Here is a 15,006-nt window from a genome sequence, read left to right as displayed (position 1 = left end):
GGTTATGAAATTCATTTTCTTCCGGGGAAACCGCGGGGGCTTGTGGCGTTTAGTTCCTACAAACCCAATGGGAGGAACTGAAAATGCCATTGACCAGCGCAGCAGCTGCTGCAGTCCTTGCGCTCCAGCTCGGGACACCCGCAGTAGCCCAGACCGAAACGCCCAACTTGGTTCAGGTCCGTGAAGGGCCATGCAGCTACGGGTACGATACCGACATCTACGGACGATGTTATCCGAACGGCGTCATTCCGCCGGAGTATCAAGCCGCACGCCAACCCCGCGCCTACTACGAGCCGCGCCGATACTACAGGGAAGAGTACCGCCCACGGTGGCGACACCGCTATTACCGCGACGACTATTGAGCGGTAGCCGTCGCCGCGCAGGTCCACATTACTGCGTGCCGAAACATGCGACTTCCACAGTGGCAGGATCGTAGGCCGTGCCGGCCAGGTTCACCGCGAACATCGGGTTCGCACTTCCTGAACGCCAACGACACGATCCTTATTACCCATCGTGTAGTCGGTACTGCCAACCTTGGTCAGCCTGCAGAGATTAAGAATTTTCTCCAGAAGCTGAGCGCGTGGCTGGGATTGGTTTGGCTCGAGCTGTTCGCGGCAAGGCTATTTGGCGGTAACGTCTGATATTGCTGCGCCAGCGCCTCCCAGCTTTTTCGAAGTAATCCTTTGATTTTACTGTGAATTCCGAACGCTCGCGAACAGTGGCGAACAATGTACTGGCGGAAGGGGTGGGATTCGAACCCACGGTACCCTTGCGGGCACGCCGGTTTTCAAGACCGGTGCCTTAAACCACTCGGCCACCCTTCCAAGCCCGGAATGGCTGTCGCTTAACGCAGTCGACCGCGCAAGGCAACGCGAAGTTGGCGCCCTGCCCCACACTCTTCTGCTGCCCTGATCTGTCAGGCGAGCGTCAGCCTGTTCCTCTAGCTTGGACAACACCGCTCGGCCGCCCACCGCCGCCGAACCATCAGCAATCCCGGATACTGGCGGCATCTCCCAGGGCGTCGCTGGTTGCGAGGCCCGGTTGGATACGTCTCCATGTCCGGGCCTCGTTTGCTGGTGCGCAAAAGAAAGCGGCGCCCCTAAAGGAGCGCCGCGCCAAATCGCTCTTCGCTGCGTCGGCGTCAGTACCCGCAGGACGCGCAGCCCATCTGCACCGGGGCGTAATAGGAATAGCCCGGCGAAACCATCTCGACGCGCTGGCGCGTGGCGTATTGCGGGGGGATGCGCTCGTACTGGACACTGGGCGGGGCCACCATCACGGTCTGCGGCACCATCACGGTGCGGTACTGCGCCGGCGTGCGATGCGCGACCACGGAGCCGGGAGACACCATCACGGTCTCGTCGACGGTGCGGTATTGCGGCGCGACGTATTGCTGCTGATAGCAGGTCGTGCACGGTAGCGGCGCGTAGCAATTGTAGCAGCCGGCGGAGGCTGCGCCCGTCATGGCAATCGCGGCGACGGCGGTGGAGAAAACGACGGCGAGAGTACGAGACATTGCGGTGGTTGCCCCAGTTGCCCGAAATGGATTTTGCTAAGGTCGAACGCAATATACGCGGCAAAATCCTGGGATGCCGAACTTCGTCGGCGCATCCTTAATGCGAACGGCCGATCACGGCCGAGCAGTAAGAACTCATTGACCACGCGCATTAACGCGCGATGCGCATTGGCTCCGGAGTCCGCATGACATGCGAGAGCGTGATCGCTGCGCCGGCGATCGGACGTCACCGCGAGAGCTCCGTTAGAGCGCCGTTCGGAAAGCGTTCAACCGCCTCCGACGGGTCGAGCTTCAGCGCCTCGCTGCTCTTTCCAAAAACTCCAGCAGCGAGGGATCGGTCTCCTCGAACTCGACAAAGCGGCGGCGCAGCTCATCGGCGATTTCCGCGGTGGCATCCCGCGACCATCCCTCCGCGGTATTGAAGGCCACGATACGTGCGGGATGGAGATATTGCCCTTCGACGAGATGTCTGAGCAGGGTCGCGCGATTGGCGTCCTCCTCGGCCGTCTCACACCAGGCGCGGCCCAGTCGCCGGCCGAAGTCATCGAGCACGAGATAAACGTCCCGGTCGGTCGTAATGTGCGGCACGAGCGATGGAGAAGGACTCATGGCTTACTCCGCTACTGGCAATCCGAAGAGTTGCGGACAGATCGGGATAAGGCGATTTGCCCCTGACCGGATTCGGAAAAATGGATTCCAGGTATTTTTCCTAGGATCACCTTCTGATTAAATCACAAAAAACGGAAATAAATAAAATTAAATAGCAAAGCGCGGTGAAATCCACTAAATTGATTGCGCCTGGCGGGCGAGCCCGCACGTCGGGCAACCACCTCGCAAACGGCTCCCGCGTCCACCCCCAATAGCCCACACCCCAGGACGCGGGGGCCGTTTCTTTACGGACCTCTGCCCCGGGCTCCACGGTTCTGTCGTGCAACCGCGCTCTCGCGTGGAGACCGCGAGTTGTCCCGGAGGGATCGATTTAGCCAGCGGCGCGCCGATCAGGTGCCTATCTCGGGCGACGCTTCACCTCGCGCACCGCGCCGCGCGCCGCGCTGGTGGTGAGTGCGGCGTAAGCCTGCAGCGCGGTCGAGACGTTGCGCTTGCGGTTCTGCGGCTGCCAGGCGGCATCGCCCTTCGCCTCCTCCGCGGCGCGGCGCTTGGCGAGTTCCTCGTCGGAGACCTCGAGGCTGATGCTGCGGTTCGGGATGTCGATGGCGATGCGGTCGCCGGTGCGCACGAGACCGATGTTGCCGCCTTCGGCCGCTTCCGGCGACAGATGGCCGATCGACAGGCCGGACGAGCCGCCGGAAAAACGGCCGTCGGTGACGAGCGCGCAGGCTTTGCCGAGGCCCATCGATTTCAGATAGCTGGTCGGATACAGCATCTCCTGCATGCCGGGGCCGCCGCGCGGACCTTCGTAGATGATGACCACGATCTCGCCGGCAACGACCTTGCCGCCCAGAATGCCTTCGACCGCCGCGTCCTGGCTTTCGAACACGCGCGCGGGGCCGGAGAATTTCAGGATCGAAGCATCGACGCCCGCGGTCTTCACGATGCAGCCGTCCTGCGCGAGGTTGCCGTAGAGCACGGCGAGACCGCCGTCCTTGCTGAAGGCATGCTCGAGATCGCGCACGACGCCTTTCTCGCGATCGGCATCGAGCTCGTCATAACGGCGCTCCTGGCTGAAGGCGACCTGGGTCGGGATGCCGCCGGGCGAGGCGCGATAGAAGGTGCGCACCGTCTCGCTCTTGGAGCGCTTGATGTCCCAGCGCTCCAGCGCATCGTTCATGGTCGGCGCATGCACGGTCGAGACCGAGGTGTCGATCAGGCCGGCGCGGTCGAGCTCGCCCAGAATGCCCATGATGCCGCCGGCGCGATGCACGTCCTCGACATGCACGTCGGCGACGGATGGCGCGACCTTGCAGAGCACAGGCACACGGCGCGAGAGCCGGTCGATGTCGCGCATGGTGAACTCCACCTGCCCTTCATGGGCGGCGGCCAGCAGATGCAGCACCGTATTGGTCGAGCCGCCCATGGCGATGTCGAGCGTCATGGCGTTCTCGAACGCCTTGAAGTTCGCGACGTTGCGCGGCAGCACGCTGGCATCGTCCTGCTCGTAATAGCGGCGAACGAGATCGACGATGGTGTGGCCGGACTCGACGAACAGGCGCTTGCGGTCGGCATGGGTCGCCACCACCGAGCCGTTGCCGGGCAGCGCCAGGCCAAGTGCCTCGGTCAGGCAGTTCATCGAGTTGGCGGTGAACATGCCCGAGCAGGAGCCGCAGGTCGGGCACGCCGAGCGCTCGATCACCTTGACGTCGTCGTCGCTGACCTTGGAGTTGGCCGCCGCCACCATGGCGTCGATGAGGTCGACGGCCTTGGTCTTGCCCTCGAGCTTGACCTTGCCGGCCTCCATCGGTCCGCCCGAGATGAACACGGCGGGGATGTTGAGCCGCAACGCCGCCATCAGCATGCCGGGCGTGATCTTGTCGCAGTTGGAGATGCAGACGAGGCCGTCGGCACAGTGCGCGTTGGCCATGTATTCGACGCTGTCGGCGATCAGCTCGCGCGACGGCAGGCTGTAAAGCATGCCGTCATGGCCCATGGCGATGCCGTCATCGACCGCGATGGTGTTGAACTCCTTGGCGACGCCGCCGGCCTGCTCGATCTCGCGGGCCACGAGCTGGCCGAGATCCTTGAGGTGGACGTGGCCGGGCACGAACTGAGTGAAGGAGTTGACGACCGCGATGATCGGCTTGCCGAAATCGGCGTCCTTCATGCCCGTCGCGCGCCAGAGGCCGCGGGCACCCGCCATGTTGCGGCCGTGGGTGGTGGTGCGGGAGCGATAGGCTGGCATGGCGGTTTCCGTCCTCGGGTTGGCTTGGGCCGGGCGGAAATGGAAGCCGCCTCAGGCCTTTCCGGCCGGATAGCGCACGGGCTGGCGAGGTGCAACGGGAACTTGGGCCGGACAGGGCTCCCCTGCTCCCGGCGCGGGCTCTTCGTAGCCCGGATGGAGCGCAGCGCAATCCGGGGCAGGTGTCTACCGCGGTTAGGGCTGTCCCGGATTTCGCTGCGCTCCATCCGGGCTACGGGAGCCCTCCCCCTACTGCAGCGTCGGATCCAGCCGGTCGCGCAGCCAGTCGCCGATCACGGAGACCGCCAACGTCGTGACCACGATCGTGGTGGCCGGCGCCAGCATGATCCAGGGCGCCCGGGTCAGGTACTCCCGGCCATAGCCGACCATGTTGCCGAGGCTGGTCATCGGCGGCTGCACGCCGAGGCCAAGGAAGGACAGGCCGGATTCCATCAGGATCACCTCGGGAAAGACCAGCGTGGTCGAGACGATCAGGGTCGAGGCGATGTTGGGCAGGATGTGCCGGAGGTAGATCCGCGACGGCGTCGCGCCCAACTGGCGGACCGCGGCGGCATAGCCCTGCGCATTGGCGGAGATGGCCAATCCCCGCGCGATGCGGGCGTAGCGCTCCCAGCCGAACAGGCCCATCAAGCCGATGAGTAGCGGCAGCGAATTGCCGAAGAAGGCGAGCACTGCGAGCGCCATGATCAGGAAGGGCATGCTGGCCTGGAAGTCGGTCAGCATCAGTACGAGCTGTTCGACGGCCCCGCGGAAATGCGCAGCCAGGAAGCCGAGCGTGGTGCCGACCACGGCCGAGATCGCGGTGGCGCCGAACGCGATCAGCAGCGAAATGCGGATCGAGACGAGGAGCCGCGACAGCACGTCGCGGCCGAGTTCGTCGGTGCCGAGCCAATGCGCGGCATTGCCGGGCGCGGCCAGGCGATTGCGCAGATCAAGCTGGGTGAAGCCGTAGGGTGCGATCTTCTCGGCGAAGGCGGCGATCACCAGCATGGCGATGATCCAGATGATCGCGAGCGCAACCGAGACCGGGATCGCCGGCAGGCTGATGCGGCGGCGGACGCTAGAGCCCTTTCCGTTCCGATGAAATCGGAACGGGGCTCTAGATTTTGTTTTTGACGCGTTTTCTTCACGCGAACCGGTATCCACTTCGCTTGAAAACGCTTCGGTATCCTTCAGCGTCGCGTCGGTCATGCATGCGCTCCCTTGGCACGCAGCCGCGGGTCGAGGAAGCCGTAGAGGAAATCGACGATCAGGTTGGACGTGACCATGGTCATCGCCACCAGCAGCAGGATGCATTGCACGACGGCGAGGTCGCGGTTGGCGACGGCGACGACGAGCAGGCGCCCTACTCCCGGCCAGGCAAGTATGCTCTCCACCACGACGGCACCGGCGATCAGCGTTCCCACCATGAAGCCCAGGATGGTCACGGTCGGGATCGCCGCGTTCGGCAGCGCATGCGACGTCACCACCTTGCGCCACGGCACGCCCTTGGCCGAGGCGGTGCGGATATAGGGCTGGCCCAGCACTTCCAGCATGGCGCTGCGGGTGAAGCGCGCCAGCACGGCGGCGCCGCCAAGGCCGAGCGTCGCAATGGGCAGGATCGCGTGCCGCCAGCTGTCCTGCCCGCCCGACGGCAGCCAGCCAAGCTGCACGGCGAAGACCAGAACCAGCACCAGCGCGAGCACGAAACTCGGGACGGTGAAGCCCGCGACCGCCGTCATCATCACGGCGCGGTCGATCGCCGAGCCCCGATGCAGCGCGGCGTAGATGCCGGCGGGAATGCCGAGCGCCACCTTGAAGGCAAAGGCCGGCAGCGTCAGCGCCAGCGTCGCCGGGATCCGCTCCAGCACCAGCTCGATCGCGGGCCGCCCGTCGCGCATGGAGCGGCCGAGCTCGCCCTTGGCGATGGCGCCGAAATAATCGAGATATTGAAACCAGATGGGATCATCGAGGCCCCAGGCCTTGCGGAACGCCGCGAGCACCTCAGGGGGTGCCTCCGGTCCCAAAATCATCAGCGCGGGATCGCCCGATAGCCGCAGCACGACGAAGGCGAAGGTGACGATGAGCACAATGGTGAGCGCCGCGCGTCCAATGCGAATGGCGAAATAGCGTCCCATCACGCCGCGTCCCGCGTCTCGGCGCCCGTGACCAGATGACAGGCGACCTGCCTTTTGCCGCCGATGGCTGAGAGCACCGGCACCTCGCTCGCACAGCGCGCGATCGCGCGCGGGCAGCGCGGGTGGAAGGCGCAGCCTTGAGGACGCGCAGCCGGATTGGGTGGATCGCCTGCCAGCACGATGCGGCCGGCACTGCGGCGGCCCGGTGCGGGCGAGGCCGAGACCAGGGCCTGGGTGTACGGATGCTCGGGCCGCGCAAACAGATCATCGGCGCTGCCGATCTCGACGATGCGGCCGAGATACATCACGGCGACGACATTGCTGATCTGCCTGACGACGCGCAGATCGTGGCTGATGAACAGCAGCGTCAGCGACAGCTGCGCCTGGAGATCGGCGAGCAGGTTCACCACCTGCGCCTGGATCGAGACGTCGAGCGCGCTGACCGGCTCGTCGCAGACCAGGAAATCAGGCTTCGTCGCCAGCGCCCGTGCCAGCACGATGCGCTGGCGCTGGCCGCCGGACAGCGCGCCGGGATAGCGCGCGCCATGGGCCGGCGTCAGCTCGACCGCGCCCAGCAGCTCGCGGACGCGATCTTCGCGCTCGGCGGGCGTGCCGAGATCGTGGATGTCCAGGGGCTCGCGGATTTGGGTGGCGACCGGCAGCCGCCTGTCCAACGCGCCCAGCGGATCCTGGAAGATCATCTGCATGCGTGCCCGCTGCGCGCGCCATGCGGCCGTTCCCGGCGCGGCCATCGGCTTGCCGTCGAACCGCACCTCGCCGCTGTCGGGCGGCTCGAGGCCGAGCACGATGCGGCCCGTGGTCGATTTGCCCGAGCCGGACTCGCCGACGAGGCCCAACGTCTCGCCCTTGGGAATGGTCAGCGACACGCCATCGACCGCATGCACGGCCGTAGCTCGACCGAACATTCCGGAGCGCATTGCGTAGCTGCGCGAGATCGCGGACACCTCGACGAGCGGCGCGCTCATTCGGCGGCGATCCCGAGCAGCGCGCGGCGCGAAGCCTCGGCGCGGATGCAGGCGACAGCGCGATCGTTCGCGATCGGCGCCAGGCTCGGCGCGGCAAGGCCGCACGGCTCGGCCGCCAGCGTGCAGCGTGGCGCGAAGGCGCAACCGTCAGGCATTCGCGCGGGATCGGGCACGGTGCCGGGAATGGCCGTCAGGCGCCGCCGCGGCCCATCGAGCGGCGGCAGCGCGCCGATCAGGCCCTGCGCGTAAGGATGCACGGGATCGGCGAAGAGCTGATTGCTGGGTGCCTCCTCGACGATGCGGCCGGCATACATCACCGCGACGCGGTCGCAATTCTCGGCGACGACACCGAGATCGTGGCTGATCAGGACCATCGCCATGCCGATCTCGCGGCGGACCGTGGAGATCAGCTCCAGAATCTGGGCCTGAATGGTGGCATCGAGCGCGGTGGTCGGCTCGTCCGCGATCAGCAGGTTGGGATTTCCGGCCAGCGCCATCGCGATCATGATGCGCTGAACTTGGCCGCCGGAGAATTCGTGCGGATAGGCCGACAGCCGCCGCGCCGCATCGGGAATGCCGACGAGATCGAGCAGCCGCCGCGCTTCCGCCTTCACCGCCTCGCCGGAGAGATCGCGATGCAGCGCCAGCGCTTCGCAGAGCTGCCTGCGGATGGTCAGCACCGGATTGAGTGCACTCGCCGGATCCTGGAAGATCATGGCAACCCGCCCGCCTCTGACATGGTCGAGCTCGGCGGCGGGCGCGCCCAGGATCTCACGGCCGTCGAGCAGCACCGAGCCCATGACTTGCGCATGGCGCGGCAGCAGGCCCAGGGCGGCAAGCCATGTCACCGACTTGCCCGATCCGGACTCGCCGACGAGGCCGAGCGCCTCGCCCTTCTGCAAGCTGACGTCGACGCCGCGCAGGACCTGCACGCCGTTGAAGGCGACGCGCAGGTCCCGGATGCTGACCAGCGGCGCCACCTCAAGCCTCGAAATTGCCGGCGCGGAAATCCATCGCGAAGGCGGGCGCTGCCTTCCACTTGATCGATTTCGGCTTGGCGGTGAACGTCGCGTTCTGGTGCAGCACCGTATAGGCGGGGTCCTCGCGCTCGGCGATCTCCAGCATGCGGCGGAACGCCTTCTTGCGGGCCGCGCGATCGGTCGAGGTCTCCAGGAACTCCGAGAGCTTGTTCAGCTCGGTGTTGGTCCATTCGCCGATCTGCTGCTGCTGGCCGTTCGGCCCGTGCTGGGCGACCAGCGACGACACGGGGTCGTTGAAGGCGGCCGAGTTCGACCAGTCGCGCACGGCGCGGGTCGGCGCGCGCTCCATGATCTGCGACCAATTCTCCTTGGTCTCGATCTGCACGTTGAGGCCGACCGACTTCCACATCTCGACCAGCACCTGCGCGGTTGCGACCTGGTTGGTATAGTAATTGTTGAGCAGACGGTACGGGATCGGATCGCCCTTGTAATTGGCCTGCTTCAACAGATCCTGCGCGAGCTTGGGATCATAGGCCGGCACGCTCCAGTCGGCGTTGAACATGTCGCCGTAGAATTCCCATTGCAGGCCCTTCGGCACGCGGGTGCGGCCGGCCCAAAGACTGTCGACGATCGCCTGACGATCGATCGCATGGGTGAAGGCGCGCCTGACAAGCGGATTGGCGAGCTGGGCGTGGTTCTTGTCGAACACGGTGAGGCGGTGATTGAGAATGGTGCCGCCCTGCACCTCGAACGCCGAATTCTTCTCGATGCCGGCAATCTGGTCCGGCGGGATATCGCAGGCGAACTGGTATTCGCCCGAGAGCAGGCCGTTGATGCGGCTCGCGACTTCAGGCACCTCGAGGAAGCGGATGCGCTTGAGCGGCGGACGGCCGCCCCAATATTCGTCATGGGCTTCGAGCGTCAGCGAGACGTCGGGCTTGAGCTCGACGACCTTGTAGGGACCTGTGGTGACGGGTTTGCGCGCCCAGTCGAGATAGCTCGCGGACTCTTCCCACGCCCGGCGGTTCATGATGTCGGAGCCGTAACGCGACAGCCGGCCCTCGATCGTGACGTCGGGCGTCGCGTTGTAGAAGCGCACCGTATACTTGTCCACGGCATCGACGCGCACGAGGTCCGGCCAGATGCGGCGGGCAACGGCGGGCACATCAGGCGGCAGTTCTTTTCCCGGACGCGGCGTCGGGATCTTCTCGAAGGCCTGGATGGTGGTGCGGCTCTTGGCCTCGGTCTCGCCGAACATGCGCTCACGGCTGAAGGAGAAGAGGACATCTTCGGCAGTGAGCTCGTCGCCATTGTGGAACTTGACGCCCTGGCGCAGCTTCACCTCGACGGTCTGGTCGTCGATGCGGCGCCACTCGGTGGCAAGTCCCGGCACGGCCTCGAGATTGCCGCGCCAGTTCTTGGAGATCAGACCTTCCCAGATCGAGGAGAAGAACACGCGCTCGCCGACATTGGATTGCTCGCGCAGCACGTCGAGCACGTTCGCATTCGTCACCTTCTGCACGGCGATCGTCACCGACGGACGGCTGTCACCTTGCGCGATCGCAAACCGCGGCAAAAGGAGCGCGCTTGCGGCAGCGCCGCCGGATTTCAGGATGGTGCGACGGGTGAGCTTGCTCATGATGGTGACCCCTGCCCTTTGTGATGTCGGTTATTCGGCAAGCCCAAGCGCGGCGAGATGGGCTGCGCCAGCGCGGACGTCGTCGTGGTTGCGGAGTTCGAGGATCAGCCGCGGGTCGGACGTCAGCCGTCCCAGTGCGCGGAACACGGCGACCCAGGGGATATTGCCTTCGCCCGGCGCCCAGTGCCGGTCGGCAAAGCCGTCGGTGTCCTGGAGATGCACATGCGTCAGCATGTCGCCGGCCATCTCGACATAATAGTCGACCGGCGGCGCGCCGGTGGAGATGTGGGCATAGTTGGCGTGGCCGGTGTCGAGGGAGACGCGGACCTTGCTGCTTTCGAGCGCCTTGGCAAGGCGCACACGGTCGCGCGGATCCTTGTCCTCGATGTTCTCGATGACGATTTCGCAGCCGATGGTCTCGGCACGCGCGATCACTTCGGCCAGCGTCGCCTTGACGCGCTCGACCAGATTGCCGCGATTGTCCGGATAGAGATCGAGATTGTTGTGGTCCCAGGTCGTGAACGGCGAATGGATCACCATCTGGGTCGCGCCGAGAAACTCGGCTGCATCGAGACCCTGAAGCAGGCGCTTGGTCACGGCCTGACGGATCATGGGATCGTGGCTGTCGATCTTGAAGCCCCAGAACGGGCCGTGAATGCCGAGCCGGCCGGTATGGCCCGCAAGCATCTGCTTGATCTCGCCGGCGGTCGGGCGCCAGTCACTATCGAGCAGATCGGCGCGGAAAAATCCTGGATCTCGAGATCGCGCTGCCGTTCCAGAAGCCAGTCGCGATGCGCAGGGATCGATTTGATGGACAATGCGGCGCCCAGCACCGGCTTCGACATGGCTTGCTCCTTGGCCGTCAGCGATGACGGGAGCAGCGCTAGACCAGTTCAATGACAGGCCGGTGAAACGCAGGCTCTTCAACGTGAAGAGATGTGGACATCCTGCCGCCGCCCCGCTGCGGATTCAGGAAACAAGATCGCAGCACCGATGCCGAACGAACACACGGCAAGCGTATTCATGTCCGTAGTGATCCGGAATGGAGTCCTAACCATGGTTCGCGTACATCGCCGGACATCGATCGGCGGCCACTTCCACGGGCATCACCTCTGATCGCGCAACATGGGGTTGGGGGACCACATGGGGCGGGAGATCGAAGGCTGGGGCAAGGTGACGAGGTCCGAACTCCTAGGCACTCCGGACCTCGAAACTTTTCAGATTGAACACGATTTCGCGCCGTCCGGCTGTTCAGCCGGGCGGCGCGTTATCGTTTCAGCGTCGTCTTCCGGTCTGGGACCTAAGGATATTGTTTGAGCATGATCTTTTCGGAAAACCGCTGCACACTTTTCCCGATCATGCTCTAAGGCCTGTTTACAGACAGGATTCCCAAATCAGTAGAAAATTGATTCAAGGCTGAAAATTGGAGATCAGCCTTGATTCGATTGATGTTGAGCGATGCGCAGTGGGAGCGGATTGCGCCGGAATTGTCTGGCAAAGCCGGTGATCCCGGCGGCACCGGGCGTAACAACCGGCTCTTTATCGAAGCAGTTCTTTGGATTGCGCGCACGGGCTCGCCGTGGCGAGATCTGCCGGAAGCGTTCGGCAAGTGGTTCACAGTGTATACGCGCTTCTGGCGCTGGGCGCAGAAGGGGGTCTGGGAGCGGGTCTTCAAAGCTCTCTGTGACGATCCCGATTTCGAATATGTCCTGATCGACGGCACACTCGTCCGGGTCCACCAACATGGCACCGGGGCAAAAGGGGAACTCAAAATCAGGCCATAGGCCGCTCGCGTGGTGGCCTGACTACCAAAATCATGGCTCTGGTCGACGCACTCGGCAATCTCATTCGCTTCACCCTGCTGCCCGGCCAGCGTCACGACAGCATTGGCGTCGAGCCTTTGATCACTGGCCTCGATTTTGAAGCGCTGATCGGCGACAAGGCCTTCGATAATAACTGGCTGCGCGCCAATCTGAACCAACGCGGCGCCGCAGCGGTCATCCCGTCCAAGGCCGACCGCGCCGGGCGCATCCCGCACGACGCCGAAATGTACAAATGGCGCCACCTGGTCGAGAACTTCTTCTGCCAGCTCAAGGCATTCCGCCGCATCGCAACTCGCTACGAAAAGACAGACGCCTGCTTTGCCGGCCTCCTCAATCTCGTCGCGGCTTTCCTCGCAAACTAGCGACTGTAAACAGGCCTTAGCGCGTCTGCGGCTCGATCGTCAGCGAACATTCTGTCCATGCTCCTGAGTGGGGACGAGGAGCAAGCCCATCGGGCAGATCACGCCGGGCTCACATCGCCTCCTTGAGCGTGAGGCGGGCCGTGAATGTCACGGTGGTCTTCCCAACCAGCGCCATGCCTTCGACCTCGGCGCCACCGGCCGAGTAGCCGCCCGAGAAACCGCAAGTGACCTCCCTGCCGCCGAACGCGAGCGTCTTGCCGACGGCTTCGGTGTGCTGATTGACGATCATGTCGCCCCGCCACTTGCCGTTCCGGTACGTGTAGCTGCCGGTGTAATAGAAATAGCTGTCGCCGCCCATGATGCGTCCGTCGCATAGCACGACCACGCCCCTGGCCTGGCCGCGCTTGCCGTCGCGCATCTCGATGTCGAAGATGTAGAGGCCGTTGACGACCCTGGCCTCCTCACCCGCCTCTGCCCCATCTCCGGCCGACATCCAATCGTCTCCCCTATGTCGATCCGCTACACCGATCAGTTCGGCACGTTCCTTTCGAGATCCTCGAGCCATGCCGCCGCGCTCGCGTCCGACGGCGCGCGCCAGTCGCCGCGCGGCGACAATGAGCCGCCGGCCGAGACCTTCGGTCCGTTCGGCATGGCCGAGCGCTTGAACTGGCTGAAAGCGAAGAAGCGGCGCAGGAACACCTCGAGCCAGCGCCGGATCTCAGGAAGTTCGTAGGCCTTGCGCCGGTCGCTTGGGAATGCCGGCGGCCATTCACCCTTGGCGACGTCCTTCCAGGCGTGCTGCGCCATGAAGGCGATCTTGGAGGGACGCATCCCGAAGCGCAGCGTGTAGAACAGGTTGAAATCCTGCAGCTCGTAGGGGCCGACGGACGCTTCCGTGCTCTGCGGCTTCTCGCCAGGCTGCACCGGCACGAGCTCAGGGGAGATTTCGGCAGCCAGGATTGCGCCAAGCGTCCGATTGACGTCGTCGCTGAACTGCTTCGAGGAGATCACCCAGCGGATCAGATGCTGGATCAGGGTCTTCGGCACGCCGGCATTGACGTTGTAATGCGCCATCTGGTCGCCGACGCCATAGGTGCACCAGCCGAGCGCGAGCTCGGAGAGATCGCCGGTGCCGATGACGATGCCGCCGTGATGGTTGGCGAGCCGGAACAGATAGTCGGTGCGCAGCCCCGCCTGCACGTTCTCGAAGGTGACGTCGTAGACCTTCTCGCCCTTGCCAAAGGGATGGCCGATATCCTTCAGCATCTGCGTCGCCGTGGTGCGGATGTCGAGCTCCTGCCAGGTCGTCTGCAACGCCTGCATCAACGCCAGCGCGTTGGTCTTGCTCTCGCTGCCGGTGGCAAAGCCCGGCATGGTGAAGGCGAGGATGCTTTGGCGCGGCAGGCCGAGCAGATCAACCGCCTTGGCGGCGACGATCAATGCATGGGTGGAATCGAGCCCGCCCGAGACGCCGATCACGACGCGCTTGGTGCCGGTGGCGCGCATGCGCTGCACGAGGCCGGCGACCTGGATGTTGTAGGCCTCATAGCAATCCTGCTCAAGCAGGCTCTCGTCGCTCGGCACGAAGGGAAAGCGCTCGACCTTGCGCAGGAAGCCGATGTCGGCGGCCGGCGGCTTCAGCGCGAATGTCACCTTGCGGAAAAACGCCTCGCGCTGGCGGCGGTTGTCGTCGAACGTGCCCATCAGCGCGCGTTCCTGCCTGAGCAGGTCGAGATCGACGTCGGCACACGTGATCTGGCCGCCCTGGCGGAACCGCTCGCCCTCGGCCAGCAGCACGCCATTCTCGTGGATCGAGGTCTGGCCGTCCCAGGCGAGATCGGTGGTCGATTCCCCTGCTCCGGCGGCGGCATAGACATAGACTGCGAGGCAGCGCGCCGATGTCGATTGGCACAGCAGCGCGCGCGAGCGCGCCCGGCCGATCGTGATCGGGCTGCCCGAGAGATTGATCAGCACGCTGGCGCCCGCGAGCGCGAGCTCGGAAGCCGGCGTCACCGGGATCCACATGTCCTCGCAGATCTCGACGCCGATGGTGAGGCCCGGGACATCCTCGGCCGAGAACAAAAGGTCGATGCCGAACGGTGCATGCAGCCCGCCAAAGGAGATCGTCTCGCCGGCGATGCCGGCACCGGAGGCGAAATGCCGTCCCTCGTAGAATTCGCGATAGGTCGGCAGGTAGCTCTTGGGCACGACGCCGAGGATGTTGCCGCGATGAACGACGACGGCGCAATTGTAGATGCGATTGCCAAAGCGCAGCGGCGCGCCGACGATCAGGACCGTCATCAGCGCTGAGGAGGCCTCAACGATCGTCACAAGCCCGCGCTCGACCGCATCGAGCAGCGGGTCCTGCTTGACCAGATCCTCGATGGCGTAGCCGGACAGGCACAGCTCGGGAAACACAGCAACCGCCACCGACTGTTCGTGGCAGGCATTGGCCGCAGCCAAAATGGCCTTCGCATTGGCCGAGGGATCGGCCACGTGGGAGGTGGTGACGCAGGCCGCCACGCGCGCAAATCCGTGGGCGTAGATCGAGTGGAACGTCATCGAGCGCTGTACCTTCAATCCCTTGCAATCTCTTGTGCGCCGGCCGGCCGCAGCCGTCAGCTCCACATCATATGTAGCCCATCGACCGGGGCCGGTGCAGGCCATCCGCCGTCATGCATAACGGATTTGCATATCGGCCGGTCGGC

General features: G+C 64.7%; 12 protein-coding genes, 1 tRNA gene and 1 pseudogene. 2 read left to right on the top strand and 12 right to left on the bottom strand.

Going from position 1 to position 15,006, the window contains the following annotated elements; translation table 11 throughout:
* Nucleotides 1-167 precede the first annotated feature (167 nt).
* Nucleotides 168-362 (top strand): hypothetical protein, encoded by a 195-nt coding sequence (locus tag ACSKB8_RS31750; protein WP_438108339.1) that lies wholly within the window; start codon nucleotides 168-170, stop codon nucleotides 360-362.
* Between the two features lie 372 nt (nucleotides 363-734).
* Here the strand turns inward: ACSKB8_RS31750 and ACSKB8_RS31745 are convergent.
* The 10 genes and pseudogenes from ACSKB8_RS31745 to ACSKB8_RS31700 all read right to left on the bottom strand — a co-directional run bounded on the left by ACSKB8_RS31745 (nucleotide 735) and on the right by ACSKB8_RS31700 (nucleotide 10,958).
* Nucleotides 735-824: transfer RNA gene (locus ACSKB8_RS31745), tRNA-Ser, on the bottom strand.
* Nucleotides 825-1,141: 317 nt separating this feature from the next.
* On the bottom strand, nucleotides 1,142-1,465 hold the full coding sequence (locus tag ACSKB8_RS31740; protein WP_438110768.1) for a hypothetical protein: 324 nt from the start codon (nucleotides 1,463-1,465) through the stop codon (nucleotides 1,142-1,144).
* A gap of 342 nt (nucleotides 1,466-1,807) precedes the next feature.
* Nucleotides 1,808-2,125 (bottom strand): hypothetical protein, encoded by a 318-nt coding sequence (locus ACSKB8_RS31735; RefSeq protein ID WP_438108337.1) that lies wholly within the window; start codon nucleotides 2,123-2,125, stop codon nucleotides 1,808-1,810.
* Between the two features lie 397 nt (nucleotides 2,126-2,522).
* Nucleotides 2,523-4,373: a dihydroxy-acid dehydratase gene (gene ilvD, locus ACSKB8_RS31730; RefSeq protein ID WP_438108336.1), complete on the bottom strand. Its 1,851-nt coding sequence runs from the start codon at nucleotides 4,371-4,373 to the stop codon at nucleotides 2,523-2,525.
* 246 nt (nucleotides 4,374-4,619) lie between these two features.
* Complete coding sequence (locus ACSKB8_RS31725) at nucleotides 4,620-5,582, bottom strand: ABC transporter permease (RefSeq protein WP_438108334.1); 963 nt, start codon at nucleotides 5,580-5,582, stop codon at nucleotides 4,620-4,622.
* Nucleotides 5,579-6,508 (bottom strand): ABC transporter permease, encoded by a 930-nt coding sequence (locus tag ACSKB8_RS31720; protein ID WP_438108332.1) that lies wholly within the window; start codon nucleotides 6,506-6,508, stop codon nucleotides 5,579-5,581. Before ACSKB8_RS31720 ends, ACSKB8_RS31725 begins: the two co-directional genes overlap by 4 nt.
* Nucleotides 6,508-7,494 carry an ABC transporter ATP-binding protein gene (locus ACSKB8_RS31715; protein WP_438108330.1) on the bottom strand — a complete coding sequence of 329 codons (987 nt, stop codon included), beginning with the start codon at nucleotides 7,492-7,494 and terminating at the stop codon, nucleotides 6,508-6,510. Before ACSKB8_RS31715 ends, ACSKB8_RS31720 begins: the two co-directional genes overlap by 1 nt.
* Nucleotides 7,491-8,474, bottom strand: a complete 984-nt coding sequence (locus ACSKB8_RS31710; RefSeq protein ID WP_438108328.1) for an ABC transporter ATP-binding protein — start codon at nucleotides 8,472-8,474, stop codon at nucleotides 7,491-7,493. The genes ACSKB8_RS31715 and ACSKB8_RS31710 overlap by 4 nt, the downstream gene beginning before the upstream one ends.
* 1 nt (nucleotide 8,475) lies before the next feature.
* Nucleotides 8,476-10,113 carry an ABC transporter substrate-binding protein gene (locus tag ACSKB8_RS31705; RefSeq protein WP_438108326.1) on the bottom strand — a complete coding sequence of 546 codons (1,638 nt, stop codon included), beginning with the start codon at nucleotides 10,111-10,113 and terminating at the stop codon, nucleotides 8,476-8,478.
* A gap of 30 nt (nucleotides 10,114-10,143) precedes the next feature.
* A pseudogene (locus ACSKB8_RS31700) lies at nucleotides 10,144-10,958 on the bottom strand (sugar phosphate isomerase/epimerase family protein).
* A 591-nt stretch (nucleotides 10,959-11,549) separates the two neighbouring features.
* On the opposite strand from ACSKB8_RS31700, the gene ACSKB8_RS31695 reads away from it, so the two are divergent.
* Nucleotides 11,550-12,298, top strand: a protein-coding gene (locus tag ACSKB8_RS31695) for an IS5 family transposase (RefSeq protein ID WP_438107764.1) whose coding sequence is annotated in 2 segments (ribosomal slippage) — nucleotides 11,550-11,874 and nucleotides 11,874-12,298 — 750 coding nt in all. Because the reading frame shifts where the segments join, the coding sequence is not laid out codon by codon here.
* A gap of 109 nt (nucleotides 12,299-12,407) precedes the next feature.
* On the opposite strand, the gene ACSKB8_RS31690 is transcribed toward ACSKB8_RS31695, so the two are convergent.
* Both ACSKB8_RS31690 and ACSKB8_RS31685 read right to left on the bottom strand, forming a co-directional pair.
* A complete protein-coding gene (locus ACSKB8_RS31690) occupies nucleotides 12,408-12,791 on the bottom strand; it encodes a GrlR family regulatory protein (protein WP_164939254.1) in 384 nt (127 codons plus the stop codon).
* 35 nt (nucleotides 12,792-12,826) lie between these two features.
* A complete protein-coding gene (locus ACSKB8_RS31685; RefSeq protein WP_438110766.1) occupies nucleotides 12,827-14,860 on the bottom strand; it encodes an NAD(+) synthase in 2,034 nt (677 codons plus the stop codon).
* Nucleotides 14,861-15,006 lie beyond the last annotated feature (146 nt).

This window comes from Bradyrhizobium sp. BR 1432, from assembly GCF_051547705.1.
GTDB lineage: Bacteria > Pseudomonadota > Alphaproteobacteria > Rhizobiales > Xanthobacteraceae > Bradyrhizobium > Bradyrhizobium zhanjiangense.
Note: the sequence above shows the minus strand (reverse complement) of the source record. Positions and strands in the feature narration are given on the sequence as shown.

Bases quoted from the DNA above. Each gene is read 5' to 3' on its own strand.
- ilvD (WP_438108336.1), bottom strand. From the start codon at position 4,373: ATGCCAGCCTATCGCTCCCGCACCACCACCCACGGCCGCAACATGGCG.
- ACSKB8_RS31740 (WP_438110768.1), bottom strand. From the start codon at position 1,465: ATGACGGGCGCAGCCTCCGCCGGCTGCTACAATTGCTACGCGCCGCTA.
- ACSKB8_RS31690 (WP_164939254.1), bottom strand. From the start codon at position 12,791: ATGTCGGCCGGAGATGGGGCAGAGGCGGGTGAGGAGGCCAGGGTCGTC.
- ACSKB8_RS31715 (WP_438108330.1), bottom strand. From the start codon at position 7,494: ATGAGCGCGCCGCTCGTCGAGGTGTCCGCGATCTCGCGCAGCTACGCA.
- ACSKB8_RS31685 (WP_438110766.1), bottom strand. From the start codon at position 14,860: ATGACGTTCCACTCGATCTACGCCCACGGATTTGCGCGCGTGGCGGCC.
- ACSKB8_RS31720 (WP_438108332.1), bottom strand. From the start codon at position 6,508: ATGGGACGCTATTTCGCCATTCGCATTGGACGCGCGGCGCTCACCATT.
- ACSKB8_RS31705 (WP_438108326.1), bottom strand. From the start codon at position 10,113: ATGAGCAAGCTCACCCGTCGCACCATCCTGAAATCCGGCGGCGCTGCC.
- ACSKB8_RS31735 (WP_438108337.1), bottom strand. From the start codon at position 2,125: ATGAGTCCTTCTCCATCGCTCGTGCCGCACATTACGACCGACCGGGAC.
- ACSKB8_RS31725 (WP_438108334.1), bottom strand. From the start codon at position 5,582: ATGACCGACGCGACGCTGAAGGATACCGAAGCGTTTTCAAGCGAAGTG.